15 protein-coding genes are annotated in these 13,031 nt (G+C 71.8%); 7 read left to right on the top strand and 8 right to left on the bottom strand.

Features of this window, described 5'->3' with window-relative positions; all coding sequences use genetic code 11:
• Positions 1-33 precede the first annotated feature (33 nt).
• From FHS23_RS15730 to FHS23_RS15720, 3 genes are all read left to right on the top strand, one after another.
• Positions 34-927, top strand: a complete 894-nt coding sequence (locus tag FHS23_RS15730) for an alpha/beta hydrolase (RefSeq protein ID WP_183655567.1) — start codon at positions 34-36, stop codon at positions 925-927.
• A gap of 89 nt (positions 928-1,016) precedes the next feature.
• Positions 1,017-2,054, top strand: coding sequence for a uroporphyrinogen decarboxylase/cobalamine-independent methonine synthase family protein (locus FHS23_RS15725; RefSeq protein ID WP_183655564.1), 1,038 nt, complete (start codon positions 1,017-1,019; stop codon positions 2,052-2,054).
• Positions 2,055-2,065: 11 nt separating this feature from the next.
• Positions 2,066-2,866 (top strand): hypothetical protein, encoded by an 801-nt coding sequence (locus FHS23_RS15720; RefSeq protein ID WP_183655560.1) that lies wholly within the window; start codon positions 2,066-2,068, stop codon positions 2,864-2,866.
• 169 nt (positions 2,867-3,035) lie between these two features.
• On the opposite strand, the gene FHS23_RS15715 is transcribed toward FHS23_RS15720, so the two are convergent.
• Positions 3,036-3,638, bottom strand: a complete 603-nt coding sequence (locus FHS23_RS15715) for a TetR/AcrR family transcriptional regulator (RefSeq protein ID WP_183655557.1) — start codon at positions 3,636-3,638, stop codon at positions 3,036-3,038.
• A 160-nt stretch (positions 3,639-3,798) separates the two neighbouring features.
• Here FHS23_RS15715 and FHS23_RS15710 point away from each other — a divergent pair, with 160 nt between their 5' ends.
• Positions 3,799-4,680 carry an alpha/beta fold hydrolase gene (locus FHS23_RS15710; protein ID WP_183655553.1) on the top strand — a complete coding sequence of 294 codons (882 nt, stop codon included), beginning with the start codon at positions 3,799-3,801 and terminating at the stop codon, positions 4,678-4,680.
• Between the two features lie 82 nt (positions 4,681-4,762).
• Here FHS23_RS15710 and FHS23_RS15705 read toward each other — a convergent pair whose 3' ends face one another.
• The 6 genes from FHS23_RS15705 to FHS23_RS15680 form a co-directional block, all read right to left on the bottom strand.
• Complete coding sequence (locus FHS23_RS15705) at positions 4,763-5,134, bottom strand: uracil-DNA glycosylase family protein (RefSeq protein ID WP_183655550.1); 372 nt, start codon at positions 5,132-5,134, stop codon at positions 4,763-4,765.
• 37 nt (positions 5,135-5,171) lie between these two features.
• Entirely contained in the window at positions 5,172-6,545 is a 1,374-nt protein-coding gene (locus FHS23_RS15700) for a solute carrier family 23 protein (protein ID WP_183655546.1), read from the bottom strand.
• A 105-nt stretch (positions 6,546-6,650) separates the two neighbouring features.
• Complete coding sequence (gene pucL / locus FHS23_RS15695) at positions 6,651-7,547, bottom strand: factor-independent urate hydroxylase (RefSeq protein WP_183655543.1); 897 nt, start codon at positions 7,545-7,547, stop codon at positions 6,651-6,653.
• Between the two features lie 6 nt (positions 7,548-7,553).
• Complete coding sequence (uraH, locus tag FHS23_RS15690; RefSeq protein ID WP_183655540.1) at positions 7,554-7,877, bottom strand: hydroxyisourate hydrolase; 324 nt, start codon at positions 7,875-7,877, stop codon at positions 7,554-7,556.
• Complete coding sequence (uraD, locus tag FHS23_RS15685) at positions 7,874-8,338, bottom strand: 2-oxo-4-hydroxy-4-carboxy-5-ureidoimidazoline decarboxylase (RefSeq protein ID WP_425501132.1); 465 nt, start codon at positions 8,336-8,338, stop codon at positions 7,874-7,876. Before uraD ends, uraH begins: the two co-directional genes overlap by 4 nt.
• A 130-nt stretch (positions 8,339-8,468) precedes the next feature.
• Positions 8,469-8,942, bottom strand: a complete 474-nt coding sequence (locus tag FHS23_RS15680) for a helix-turn-helix domain-containing protein (RefSeq protein ID WP_343053979.1) — start codon at positions 8,940-8,942, stop codon at positions 8,469-8,471.
• Between the two features lie 48 nt (positions 8,943-8,990).
• Here FHS23_RS15680 and FHS23_RS15675 point away from each other — a divergent pair, with 48 nt between their 5' ends.
• The gene (locus FHS23_RS15675) at positions 8,991-9,812 is read left to right on the top strand and encodes a hydroxypyruvate isomerase family protein (protein ID WP_183655516.1); all 822 of its coding nucleotides are present in this window, start codon (positions 8,991-8,993) and stop codon (positions 9,810-9,812) included.
• Positions 9,813-9,834: 22 nt separating this feature from the next.
• Here FHS23_RS15675 and FHS23_RS15670 read toward each other — a convergent pair whose 3' ends face one another.
• The gene (locus FHS23_RS15670) at positions 9,835-10,566 is read right to left on the bottom strand and encodes a helix-turn-helix domain-containing protein (protein WP_221219543.1); all 732 of its coding nucleotides are present in this window, start codon (positions 10,564-10,566) and stop codon (positions 9,835-9,837) included.
• An 88-nt stretch (positions 10,567-10,654) separates the two neighbouring features.
• On the opposite strand from FHS23_RS15670, the gene allB reads away from it, so the two are divergent.
• Both allB and alc read left to right on the top strand, forming a co-directional pair.
• The gene (allB, locus tag FHS23_RS15665; RefSeq protein ID WP_183655513.1) at positions 10,655-11,989 is read left to right on the top strand and encodes an allantoinase AllB; all 1,335 of its coding nucleotides are present in this window, start codon (positions 10,655-10,657) and stop codon (positions 11,987-11,989) included.
• Entirely contained in the window at positions 11,986-12,996 is a 1,011-nt protein-coding gene (gene alc, locus FHS23_RS15660; RefSeq protein ID WP_183655510.1) for an allantoicase, read from the top strand. Before allB ends, alc begins: the two co-directional genes overlap by 4 nt.
• The last annotated feature ends 35 nt before the right edge of the window (positions 12,997-13,031 follow it).

Below are 13,031 nucleotides of genomic sequence, written 5' to 3'. Positions count from 1 at the left end.
GTCCCGTACCGCGAGTGGGGCTGGGATGGGCGTATGCACGAAGCCTACCGTCGTTTCCTGCCCTCGGAACTGCGCGTGGAACCGCCGCATCGGGAGTCGACGTGGTGGCGGTGGCGGGACACGGACGTCCACGTGGAGCGGATCGGCGACCCCGCCGCGCCGGATCGGGCGATCGTCTTCCACGGCGCAGGCGGGCATGCCGCGCTGATGTGGCCGTACGCTGCGCTCGCCGCCGCCCGCGGAATCCACGTCGTCGTCCCGGACCTGCCCGGCTACGGACGCACCCGCGTGGCCGCCCGGTCGGCGATCCGCTATCCGGACTGGGTCGACATGGCGTGCGCGTTGACGTCGGCCGAGCGCGAGGCCCACGACGGCCCGCTGCAGCTCGTCGGCGCGAGCATGGGCGGGATGCTCGCGTACGACGCCGCCACGCGGGTCGGTGGTGTGGACCGGCTGATCGCGACGTGCCTGCTCGATCCGAGGGACGCCGATGCGCGCAGGGCCGCGGCGCGCCACCCGTGGTTGGGTGCGGTCGCCGGGCCGTTGTTGCGGCTCTCGGCGGGGCCGCTGGCGGGCGCTGCGGTGCCGTTGCGGTGGCTCACCCACATGAGCGCGATCGCCAACGACCCCGCGCTGGTCGCCGTCGTGCTGTCGGACCGCCGGGGCGGGGGCAACCGGATGCCGCTCGGCTTCTTCCGGAGCTTCTTCGAGTCGGCGCCCGCGGTCGAACCGGAGGCGGCGACGGGACCGCACGTGGTGCTGGCGCATCCGGCCGCCGACCGTTGGACCCCGGCGGAGCTGAGCCTGCGGTTCTTCGACCGGATCGCCGCGTCGAAGGAGTACGTGCCGCTCGAGGCGGCCGGTCACTTTCCGATCGAGTCCCCGGGGGTCGAGCGGTTCGCCGACCTGCTGACACCGACCCGCTGACGCCCTGCCGCTCCGGCGCGTGGGCGCGTCGGCCGTCGATCGGCGGGTGCCGCAACGCGGCGACGGGCGAATGGGAAACAATCGGGTCCGTGGAACAGCGAGTGTGGCCGAGCGGCGTGGCGACGGGGATCGGATCGATGCCGGGCACGGACATCGCCGAGGCGGCGGCGATCGTGTTCGGAGAACTGCCGGACCTGCCTCATGTACCGGAGCTGCCCGATCGCGGGGTCGGTGCGGACCTCATCGGGCGCACGGCCGGGCTTCTGGTCGACATCGCGGTGGACCTCGTGCCGACGGGGTACCGCATCACCGACCGTCCCGGGCGCCATCACCGGCGGGCCGTGGATCTGCGGCGGTGGGACGTCGACGCGGTGACGGAGGCGGCCGACCACGCGGGTGCCACGCCGTGGGCGGTGAAGACGCAGGTCGCCGGTCCGTGGACGGCCGCCGCGGGAATCGAGCTCGCCCGCGGGCACCGGGTGCTGACCGACCACGGCGCCACCCGCGACGTCGTCGAGTCGCTGCTCGAAGGGATCGCCGCACACGCCGCCGAGCTGTCGGAACGCACCGGCGCGGGTGTCGTGGTGCAGTTCGACGAGCCGATGCTGCCCGACGTGCTGGCGGGCTCGTTGCCGACGCCGTCCGGTTACGGCACGGTCGGCGCGGTGCCCGAACCCGAGGCGCGCGAACTGCTGCACCACGTCATCACGCGCGCGGCCGAGATCACCGGCAACCCGGTGGTCGTGCACTGCTGCGCGCGCAGGCCTCCCGTGGCGCTGTTGCGTTCGGCGGGTGCGCACGCCATCGCCCTCGACGCGACGCTGCTCGACGGCGCGCCGGGCAGTCTGCTCGACGAGCTCGGCGAGACGTGGGACGCCGGGGTGCAGCTCGGGCTCGGGCTGGTTCCCGCCGAACCGCCCGCCGTGTGGCCCGATCTGTCGCGGGTGGCGCGGCCCGCGCTCGATCTCGTCGACCGCCTCGGGTTCAACCGGTCGATCCTGGCCGAACGCGCGCTCGTGACGCCGACGTGTGGTCTGGCGGGCGCGACCGGAGGCTGGTTGCGCCGCGCCCTCGCACTGACCCGCGACGTCGGCAGGGCATTCGTCGAACCGCCGGAACGGTGGTAGGAGGGGACGTCATGGGGTTGTTCCGCAGGAAACGGTCCGGTGCGGACGGCGTCGGACACCGGGGTGACGACGGCACCGGAGTCGCCGCGGAGAGTACGCCGGTCGGGGATGCGCCCGACCCGCGCACACCGTGGCCGGAGCAGCCCGTCCCGGACGACCCGCACGCCGCGGCTGCGGAGTTCTGGTCCACGTGGGCCGAGCTGTTACCGCACCTGAGTGCGGCGCTGGGGGAGGGCGACACCGAGCGTGCGGAGAACCTGCTCGTCGAACCGGTGGCGGCCGTGCACCCCGGGCTCCAGTTCAGCGTCGACCGCGGCGGCCGCGCGATCTACGCGCTCGTGGTCAGCAGCCGCGAGGATCCGGAACTGCGGCCCTACACCGACGCGTGGCGGCAGGCCGCGCCGCCGGACGACGCGATCTGGGAGTTCCACGACTCGGTGCCGCCCGTGCCCGACCCTGCGGGTGTCGCGGTGAACTTCGCGGGACAGCGGTTCGACCTCGACGACGTGCGTGTCGTGGCGCAGGTCGACGACGACGCCGGCCTCGTCGACGTCGCGGTGCACCACCCGCTGCTGTCCGAGGTCGACGAGTTCTCCCGCACCACGATGACGTTCCTGCCCCTCGACGTGACGCTCGGCGAACGCCTCGCCGCAGAGCGGCTGCGCCGTGTCGAGACCGCCGTCGCTGCACCCGACAACGCGATCACGCTGGTCGAGTTCCGCGGCCTGGTGCGTCAAGTCGCGGGCCTTCCGGCCGACGACGGTCCCCGAGGGGACGACGCCGACGACGGCGACGGGGGCGCTCCCCGGTAAGCCGAACCAGCGAACCGCCGTGTTGCGCTTTCCGGGGACCGTGTTGCAGCTTCCGGGGGCCGTGTTGTCGCTTCCCGGAAGCCGCTGCCCGGCCACGTCCCGGGTGGCGTACGCATCGGCCGGGGGTGACCCCTCCGCTCGGAAGGCCGGTGTGCGCTACGTAGGAAGGTCAGCCGCGGGGGTGTCGGGCGGAGCCGGCCGACGTCGACAGCAGCTCCCTGGCCCTCGCTGCCACGGTCGCGCCCGCGGCGTCGAGCGGTTCGGTGCTGCGCAGTGACCGGCTGAGCACGAACGCGCCTTCGAGGCTGGTCACGGTTGCGATGGCGAGCGCGCGCGCAGCCTCGCGCGACAGTCCGAAGGTGGAGCAGGCCTCGGTGCCCGTTGCGAGCCAGGCCTCGAAGACCTCGGCGGTCGCCCGGCGCAGGCCGTCGTCGGTACTCGCCACTTCGAGGGCGACGGTCGCGATGGGGCAGGCGTCGGCGTAGTCGGTCTCGACCAGCGTCTCGCCGGCGCCGGCGAAAGCCTGCTCGATGCCGGCCACGAGGTCGTCGGCGGAGGCGATGTAGATGTCGAACAGTGCGGCATACGGCAGCCCCGCCTCGCGGATCACCTCGGCACCGAGCTGTTTCTTGCCGCCGGGGAAGAAGTGGTACAGCGATCCGAACGGCGCCTCGGCGCGGCCGACTATCTGCTTCAGGCCCGTACCCGTGTAGCCGTTGCGCCGGAACAACTCGGCCGTCGCCGTCACGATCCGTTCGCGCGTGCTCGCCATGCGGGGCAGTCTACGCTACTCTCTCACTAGAGCGATCTATCTAGAACTTACCGTGATCCCTGTGGCCGTGACCGCAGTGGCCGTCCCGTAGTGGCCGTCCCGTGGTGGTCGGCCCTGCACCGCCGTCGCCACCGACGACCGGCCTCGCAAAGGAGCAGCCATGGTCGACCGCTTACCCGGCGAACGTCGGAGCGTGGAGCTGTCCGCAGGCACCATCGAGTACACCGATACCGGAGGTGACGGGCCCGTGTTGGTGATGCTGCACGGCCCGCCGATGAACGCGACGGTGTGGCGCAGGGTCGTCGCCGAGCTGCCGGGCGAGTACCGCTGCGTCCTGCCGACGTGGCCGCTGGGTGGTCACCGGATCCCCATGCGCGCCGACGCCGACCTGAGCCTGCGCGGTCTCGGCCTGCTCGTGGGCGAGTTCCTCGAACGACTCGACCTGCGCGAGGTCACACTGGTGCTCAACGACTGGGGTGGTGGGCAGGTCCTGCTCACCGAGCGGCGCACCGACCGTCTCGCGCGGGTCGTGCTGACCTCGTGCGAGGCGTTCGACAACTATCCGCCGGGGATTCCCGGGAAACTGCTCGGCGTCCTCGGCCGCGTCCCCGGAGGCATCGCGGCGCTGCTGCAGCTGTTGCGGTTCCGTGCCGTGCAGCGTGCACCCGGCGGGTGGGGCTGGATGTCGAAACGCCCGATTCCCCGGGACGTGCAACGGGACTGGTTCACGCCGGGCCGCACGGACGCTGCGGTGCGCCGCGACCTGATCAGATACGGCAGAGGTATCCCACCGAAGCGCACCCTGCGGGAGTGGGCCGCGGAGATGAGCTCGTTCGACCGGCCGGTGCTGGTCGCATGGGCCGCGGAGGACAAGCTCATGCCGCGTGACCACGGACGCAGGCTGGCGGATCTGTTCCCGGAAGGCCGGCTCGTCGAGGTGCCCGACAGTCGCACGCTGATCCCCGAGGACAACCCGGAGTTCCTCGCGCGTGCCCTGCGGGAGTTCATCGCCGACACGCCGGTGACGCAACTCCGGCCCTGACGCAGCTTCGGCCCTGATGCCGCGCCGGTCCTGATGCCGCGCCGGTCCTGTCGCCCGGCCCGGTCCCGATGCCGGGCCGGTCCTAGAGGGCTTCCCGCGCCTGCCGGAGGTCGTCGACGAGCGCCTCGTAGTCGGCGTCGCGGTCGCGGGAACGCAGCACCGACGACGGGTGCACTGTCGCCACCGCTCGCGCAGGCGAGGCGGCGGTGTCGTCAGGCGTGGTGTCGTCCGGCATGTCGATCACCTCGCCGCGGCGCTGTGTGACGCGGAACGACGTGCCGAACACCGCCTGCGCCGCGGTCGCGCCCAACAGCACCACCACGTCCGGGCGCACGGCTGCCAGCTCGGCCGTGAGCCACGGCCGGCACGCGACGACCTCGGTCCGGGAGGGTTTCTGGTGGATCCGCCGTTTGCCGCGCTCGGGCGGAACGAACTTCGCCGCGTCATTCGCCATGTCCTTCGGCGTACCCGGCCGATCGCCGAGGTACGCATCATGCCTCGTCCGCGTGCTCCCCGGCTTCCGCACGCGCCGTCGCCGTCCGGTCCGCGGACTCCGAGTCGCCGGCGGTGTCCGGAGTGGACCGTCGCACGCGGTCGCCGAACACGAGGTTGAGGATCACGGCGGCGAGGCAGCCGGCACTGATGCCGGAGTCGAGCACTGTGCGGAAGGCCGACGGGAACCCGGCGTAGAACTCGGGCGCGGCGATCGGGATGAGGCCGATACCGAGGGCCGCCGCGACGATCGTGACGTTGGCGGGCCGTTCGAACGATGCCTTCGCCAGTGTCCGCAGACCGGACACCGCCACGCTGCCGAACAGCACCAGTCCGGCGCCGCCGAGTACCGGCTGCGGCACGAGTGCGACGACCCCACCCGTCACCGGGAACATGCCCAGCAGCACGAGGATCAGTCCACTGGCAGCTACGACGTACCGGCTCACCATGCGTGTCAGCGCGACGAGTCCGACGTTCTGCGCGAACGCCGTGCAGGCGAAACCGCCGAACACGGTCGCCACGGCGGTGCCGAACCCGTCGGCGCGCAGTCCGTCCGCGAGCGTGCGCTCGGACGTGGGGCGTTCGACGATCTCGCCGAGGGCGAGCATGTCCGCCGTGCTCTCGGCCATGATCACCAGCGCCACGATCGCCATGGACACGATCGCCGCGATGTCGAACACCGGCGCGCCGAAGTGGAACGGCGTGACGATGCCGAACGCGGGCGCCTCCGCGAGTGTCGACGTGTCGACCTCGCCCAGTGGCCAGGCCACGAGCGTGCCGAGCACGAGCCCCAGCAACAGTGCGACCCTGCTCCAGAAACCGGACAGGAACCGGTTGAACGCCAGGACCGCCACGAGTGTGATGCCCGCCAGCAGCAGGTTCGTGCCGCTCGCCGACTCCTCCTGGTTCGAGACCCACCCGACGGCCACCGGCAGCAGCGACACCCCGATGAGGGTGATGACCGTGCCTGTGACGATCGGCGGGAAGAACCGGGTCAGCCGGGAGAAGAACGGAGCTGCCAGCACGATCAGCGCGCCCGCGACGAGCGTCGCGCCGTACACCACGCCGAGTGAGGCCTCCGGCCCGTGCTGCTCCACGATGGCCAGCACCGGTGCGACGGTCGCGAACGTCACGCCGTTCACCAGCGGCAGCCGTGCACCGAACCGCCACACGCCCAGCGTTTGCAACAGCGTCGCCAGGCCCGCGGTGAACAGGCTCGCGCTGATCAGCAGGCTCAGCTGGCCGGGGGAGAGGCCGACCGCGCCACCGATGATCAGCGGCGGCGCCACGACACCCGCGTACATGGCCGCGACGTGCTGCAGGCCTCCGGCGATCAGTTGCGGTAACGGCGGTTTCGCGTCGACGGGATGCACGGGAACGCTCCAAAGTGGTCGGTGGCCTGACGGTGAGGACCCTGCCGGCGTGCCCGGCGGGCGGCAGGCCCGGCGGGTGGCGCCGGGTGGAACCCCCTCCGCGCCTCAGAACTCCGGCAGCGAGTACCAGGCGAGTCCGGCCGCGTCGGCGGGCTCGTCGTCCCGGATCACGGTGCCTTCGATGAGGCCGTACGGGCGGTCTGCGGCGTGGAACACCTCGTTCTCGTTGGACAGCCCGAACGGGCTCAGGTCCACGAGGAAATGGTGCTTGTTCGGCAGGGACAGCCGGATCTCGGCGACCTCGGGCCGTGCCTCGAGCACGGCCTCGCCCATCGCGTACAGGGTCTGCTGCAGCGACAGGCTGTGTTTCGCGGCGAACGCCTCGAGCAGCGTGCGGCGGATCTCGTCGAACGACAGGGCCCAGTCGATACCGCTCGCGGCGGAATAACGCCAGCGTGCCGTGACCGCCGTCGCAAGAATCCGGTCGGTGGTTTCGGCGAGCGTGGTGTACTCGTCGCGAGGGAAGCCGTGGAACTCCGATCCGGTGGATTTCAGCACCGTCAGCCCGGTCAGGCCGGACACGACCCAGGCCCTGCCGTCCTGCACGGTGACGGCCGTGGTGCGTTCCTCGCCGCCAGCGCGGCTGAAGGCGTGCTCGTGTGGCGTGCCGTCGACGTCGATGCGGTTCCAGCCGTGCTCGGAGATCAGCATTCTGGCGCCGGTGATGTGTTCGAACGCGCCGGTGAAGTGCTCGGCGAGCCGCAGCGCGAAGTCCTCGATCTGGCCGACGCCGTCGGCGGCGAACGCGTAAACGGTGTTCTTCTGCGTGTCCGTGGCCACGACGTCGGTGTTGTCGCCGGTCAGATGCGTGCGTTCCAGGCCACCGCGCAGCGACGTCGACACCGTGACGTCTTTGAGGTGGTGCACCGGCCCCTGCCGGTCGACGGTGACGAGCCGAACCTCGGCCTTGCCGTACTGGTTGGGCCCCAGGGCGATACCCACGTCGAATCAGCTCCCTCGGTAGGTGGAGTAGGAGAACGGGCTCAGCAGCACGGGCACGTGGTAGTGCGCAGTCGGATCGGTGATGCGGAACGCGACCGTGACCTCGGGCAGGAAACAGTCTCCGCCCAGGTAGGACTCGGTGTCGAACACCAGCCGGTACACCCCCGCGGGCAACGATTCCGGGCCGAGATCGCGGACGCGGCCGTCGTCGTCGGTGGCGGCGGTGGCGATGGTCGACCAGTCGTCGTCGCGCGCGTCCAGGCGCACGGGGATGCCCGCGGCGGGGTGCCCGCGGGCGGTGTCGAGGACGTGAGTGGTCACGTGGCTCATGCGGTCACCGCTTTCTCCAGGCGCAGCAGCGCGATCTTGACCAGTTCCTCGCCGGCGATGCGCAATTCGGTGTCGGGGTCGTTGCCGAGCCGGCCGCGGAGGTTCTCGAGGAGCTCAGCGCCGCTGCGGCCGCTTGCGCACACCAGGAACACGTGGCCGAAACGCTCCTCGTACTCGACGTTGGCGGCGCGGAACTTCTTCGCGTCCTCGTCGTCCACACCGGACTGCTCGGAGCGTGACGTCCCGGTGGCCGGTTTTTCACCGATACGGGGATGGGCCGCCATCGCGGTGTGGATCTCCGCCGGTTCGAGGGTGATGGGGGCGTGGGCGAGCAGCGTGTCGAGGTCGGCGTACGGGCGGCCCGTGAGCACGTGATCGGCCCACCGGGGGACGTCGAGGCACTCGGTCAGCAGTGGTCGGATGCGGTCCGGATCGGCCGAGTTGAATTCGGCCAGCCGAATGTGGCTCATCCGTTGCAAAGTAAGCGAGCCCCATCAGTGCGTCAACATTTTGTTGAAATCAGGGTGTACTCGGCGAGAGTGCATCGCGCGCCGGGGAGCGGGACCCGATATCGGCCGTGGTGCGGGTCGATCAGCCGCGGTTGAGGTAGTTGTACACCGTGAAGCGGGTGACGCCGAGCTGCTCGGCGACCGCGGCCACGGAACGGCGCAGCTGGAACGCGCCCCGTTCGTCGAGGAGTCGCACCGCCCGCTGTTTCCCGGCTCTGTCCAGCTCGGACAGTCGTGTGCCGAGTTCGGCCTCCACCTGGCGCACCATTCCGTCGAGGACGCTGCCGGGGTCCCCGCCGCCGGTTTCGACCGCGGCGCCGGGCCGTTGCACCCGCAGGGTGAGGCGGGTGGCGCCGCCGTCGAGTGCCGCGCGTGCGATGGCGGGCAGCGCGTCGAGCAGTGCGTCCTCCTCGCCGCTGACCGACGTGCCGAGCGGGCCGAACTCGGTGGTCAGCCCGGCGTCCTCGGCCGCGGTACGTGCCCGGACGGCGTGCGCGGGCGGCGGTCCCTCCCCGTGGAAGGGTTCGCTCGTGAACTCGGCCTCCAGCTGTCCCACGAGGGGGAAGGTTACGTGGCCGCGGCCGGGGCGGGCCAGAATGGGCGCATGACCCCCGACCCCACGCTGCACGGCCTGTCCTTCGACGCCCATCTGTCGACGTTGTTCACGGAGCGTCCCCTGCTCGAACGCCCCCGAGTGGCGCGCGAGGCCGGTTTCGACGCCGTGGAGTGCTGGTGGCCGTTCGACGCCGTGGCGGTGCCGTCGGACGCCGCGGTCGACGCGTTCGTCTCCGCGATCACCGACGCCGGGGTCCGGCTCGTCAGCCTCAACTTCTTCGCAGGCGACATGGCGGCGGGCGACAGCGGGCTCGTGTCGTGGCCCGGCCGGCAGGAGGAACTGGCCGAGAGCGTGGAGGTGGCGCTCGACATCGCGGACAGGCTCGGCACGCGGCGGTTCAACGCGCTGTACGGCAACCGCCTCGACGGCGTGGATCCGGAGGAACAGGACGAGGTCGCCGCCGCCACCCTGGACACGCTCGCCCGCCGCGTCGGCGAGTTCGACGGGAAGCTCGTGCTGGAGGCGCTGTCCGGCCGCCCGGCGTACCCGTTGACCACGACCGCCGACGCCCTCGCCGTCCTCGACCGGGTCGGCAGGCCCGAACTCACGCTGCTCACGGACCTGTACCACCGCGCCGTCGTGGGCGACATCGACACGGTGGCCGAGCAGGCCGGACGCACCGGGCACGTCCAGTTGGCCGACGCGCCCGGCCGCCGCGAACCGGGCAGCGGTACCACCGATCTGGACCGGCACCTCGCTGCACTCGAAGCCGCGGGCTACGACGGCTTCGTCGGACTGGAGTACCTGCCGTCCACCGACACACTCGGTTCGCTCGACTGGCTGCCGCGGGAGCGCCGCGGGATCCGCTGAACGGCGCAGGCGGTACGCGTGGTCAGCGCACGTTGATCCACACCGCCGTGGCGGTGTGCTCGCCGTCGTTGCGGATGCGGTGCGGCGTCGCGGACGGGAAGCGGATGCTGTCGCCCGGGCCGAGGTCGTGCCGGACGCCGTCGACGTCGACGCTCAGCCTGCCCGCCGTCACGGTGCCCATCTCGTGGCCGGTGTGGCGCAGGTACTCGGCGTCCTGGCTCGACGTCGATCCGGGCGGGTACACCGTTTCGTACACCTCCGCCTCCGCCAGCGGCACGGGTGTGAGGCTCCGGTAGGTCACGCCGTCGCCCAGTGAGAGCACGGCGGCGTCGCCGGCGCGGGTGACGACGACGGCGTCGCCGCGGGTCGCCGCGTGCTCGTCCGGTGAGTCCGCATCAAGAACCGCCGCCCCGCCCGACACCGCCCCGCCCGACACCGCATCACCGGTCGGCTCTCCGAACGCCGCGGACAGTGGGGCGTTCAGCGTCGACATGATCTGCAGCAGCCGCGTCACCGACGGACGCATCCTGCCGCGTTCGATCTGTGACAGCGCGCTCGGGCTGATCCCGAGGTCGGCGGCCAGTCCGCGCAGCGACACGGCGCGCGCGGTGCGCAGCGACCGGATGCGTGCGCCCAGCTGTGCGGCGTCGCCCGGCTGCTCGGCGTCGGCGGAGTGAGCGTTGTCGGCGGTGGCCACGAGGTCGAATCTAGCGGGTCGAGCGCGGGCCGTGGTCGTGGTCATGGTCGTGTTCATGGTGTGAAGGAAACACTTCATGCGGGTGTTTACCCATGACTTCACATGTGCTTGGCTGCGAGGGAGCGTACGGCGAGGAGGTGCGGGTATGGACCTGGTGTTCCGCGCGCCGCGTGCGGTGATGCCCGACGGTGAGCGGTCCTGCAGCGTCGGTGTGTCCGGAGGGCGCATCGCCGCGGTCGAGGACTACGGCGCGCTCACCGGCGACCGCGTGGTGGAGCTGCGCGACGACGAGGTGCTGCTGCCCGGCCTGGTCGACACGCACGTCCACGTCAACGATCCCGGCCGCAGCGACTGGGAGGGCTTCGACACCGCCACGCGCGCAGCGGCCGCGGGCGGCGTCACCACGCTCGTCGACATGCCGCTCAACAGCCTGCCGCCGACGGTCGACGTCGCATCGCTCGACGTCAAACGCCGCGCGGCCGCGGGGCGCATCGCCGTCGACGTCGGGTTCTGGGGTGGCGCGGTCCCGGGCAACCGCGGCGAACTGCGGCCACTGCACGAGGCGGGCGTGTTCGGGTTCAAGTGCTTCCTGCTGCACTCGGGCGTGGACGAGTTCGCCCCGCTCGACGAGGCCGGGCTCGAGGACGCGATGCGCGAACTGGCCGACTTCGACGGGCTGTTGATCGTGCACGCCGAGGACGCCGACACGATCGACGCCGCGCCCGCGGCCCACGGCCGGGCGTACGCCGACTTCCTCGGCTCCCGCCCCCGCGACGCGGAGAACACGGCGATCGCCCGCGTTCTCGACCTCGCCCGCCGCACGGGCGCGCGCGTGCACATCCTGCACCTGGCCTCGGGGGACGCGGTGCCGTTGCTCGCACAGGCACGCGCCGACGGCGTGCGCGTCACCGCCGAGACCTGCCCGCACTACCTGAGCTTCGTGGCCGAGGAGATCCGCGACGGCGCCACCGAGTTCAAGTGCTGCCCGCCCATCCGCGAGGCAGGCAACCGGGAACGGCTGTGGTGCGCGCTGGGCGACGGCGTGATCGACTGCGTCGTGACCGACCATTCGCCGTGCACGCCCGACCTGAAACGGCTCGACACCGGGGATTTCGGCGACGCCTGGGGCGGCATCGCCGGGCTGCAGGTCGGCCTGCCCGCGGTGTGGACGGGCGCCCGCGCACGCGGGTTCACGCTCGACGACGTCGTGCGGTGGATGGCCCGGAACCCCGCCGAACAGGTCGGCCTATCGCGGAAGGGGCGTATCGCCGTCGGCTGCGACGCGGACTTCGCGGTGTTCGCCCCCGACGACGCGTTCGTCGTCGACCGCACGAGTCTGCACCACCGCAACCCGGTGAGCGCCTACCACGACCGGGCGCTCGCGGGGGTCGTGCGCGCGAGCTGGTTGCGCGGCCGCGAGCTCGACTTCGAACCCGGATCCGAGCCGTTCGGAGAGTTTCTGACCAGGGAGGACACATGACCGACCGTCCGGAGTGGACAACACTGGCCGACCTGGCCTCCCGCCGGTTCGGCGGCACGGTCATGTGGGCGAGCGACGAGCTGTTCGCCGAGAAGGAGAACCTCGTCAACCCGTGGCCGCCGCGGCACCAGCCGGAGACGTTCGGCCCCAAGGGGCAGGTCTACGACGGATGGGAGACGCGCAGACACCGCGGCCCCGGCGACGACCGGGCCGTCGTGCGACTCGGCGCACCGGGCACCGTCACGGGCGTCGTCGTCGACACGGCGTTCTTCAAGGGAAACTACCCGCCGCACGTCTCGGTGGAGGCGTGCGCGCTACCCGGCTACCCCGACGCCGACGAGGTGGCGGCCGCCGACTGGGACGTGCTCGTCGACCGCGCGCCCGCGGAGGGGCACACGGAGAACTTCTACCCGATGAGCCCTGCGATGGCGGCGCGCCGGTACACGCACGTACGGCTGACGATGCACCCCGACGGGGGCATCGCGCGGTTGCGCGTGCACGGCACGGTCGTGCCCGATCCGGCGCTCGTCGACCCGGAAGCCGTCGACCTCGCCGCGCTGGAGAACGGCGCCGTCGTCACCGCGTGCAGCGACATGTTCTACTCCTCGCCGAACAACGTCCTCGCCCCGGGGCTGGCCGCCCATCAGGCGGAAGGCTGGGAGACAGCGCGCCGCAGGGACGACGGCAACGACTGGATGATCCTGGACCTGGCGGCCGAGGGCGTGCCGCGGTTCGCCGAACTCGACACCAGCAACCTGCGCGGCAACGCGCCCGGCTGGGCGTCGCTGAGTGGTTCGACCGACGGCGAGACCTGGTTCGAACTGCTCCCGAGGACCCGGCTGCAGCCCGACACGCGGCACCGGTTCCCCATCACCGGCGCCCACCCCGCGAACCGGCTGCGTCTCGACATCTACCCGGACGGCGGCCTGGCCAGGTTGCGGCTCTTCGGCTCGCTGACGAGCGCGGGGCGTGCGGCACTCGCCGAGCGGTTCGACGTGGCGTCCTGACCGGTTCCGGGTTGTCTCGCCTCGGCCCTCGAGTC

Source organism: Prauserella isguenensis, from assembly GCF_014191605.1.
GTDB lineage: Bacteria > Actinomycetota > Actinomycetes > Mycobacteriales > Pseudonocardiaceae > Prauserella > Prauserella isguenensis.
This window is presented reverse-complemented; position numbering and strand designations above follow the sequence as displayed.

Excerpts from the sequence above, each read along its gene's own strand:
- FHS23_RS15715 (WP_183655557.1), bottom strand. The coding sequence starts at position 3,638 with ATGGCGAGCACGCGCGAACGGATCGTGACGGCGACGGCCGAGTTGTTC.
- allB (WP_183655513.1), top strand. The coding sequence starts at position 10,655 with ATGGACCTGGTGTTCCGCGCGCCGCGTGCGGTGATGCCCGACGGTGAG.
- FHS23_RS15730 (WP_183655567.1), top strand. The coding sequence starts at position 34 with ATGCACGAAGCCTACCGTCGTTTCCTGCCCTCGGAACTGCGCGTGGAA.
- uraH (WP_183655540.1), bottom strand. The coding sequence starts at position 7,877 with ATGAGCCACGTGACCACTCACGTCCTCGACACCGCCCGCGGGCACCCC.
- FHS23_RS15675 (WP_183655516.1), top strand. The coding sequence starts at position 8,991 with ATGACCCCCGACCCCACGCTGCACGGCCTGTCCTTCGACGCCCATCTG.
- FHS23_RS15710 (WP_183655553.1), top strand. The coding sequence starts at position 3,799 with ATGGTCGACCGCTTACCCGGCGAACGTCGGAGCGTGGAGCTGTCCGCA.
- FHS23_RS15670 (WP_221219543.1), bottom strand. The coding sequence starts at position 10,566 with ATGAACACGACCATGACCACGACCACGGCCCGCGCTCGACCCGCTAGA.
- alc (WP_183655510.1), top strand. The coding sequence starts at position 11,986 with ATGACCGACCGTCCGGAGTGGACAACACTGGCCGACCTGGCCTCCCGC.
- FHS23_RS15705 (WP_183655550.1), bottom strand. The coding sequence starts at position 5,134 with ATGGCGAATGACGCGGCGAAGTTCGTTCCGCCCGAGCGCGGCAAACGG.
- FHS23_RS15720 (WP_183655560.1), top strand. The coding sequence starts at position 2,066 with ATGGGGTTGTTCCGCAGGAAACGGTCCGGTGCGGACGGCGTCGGACAC.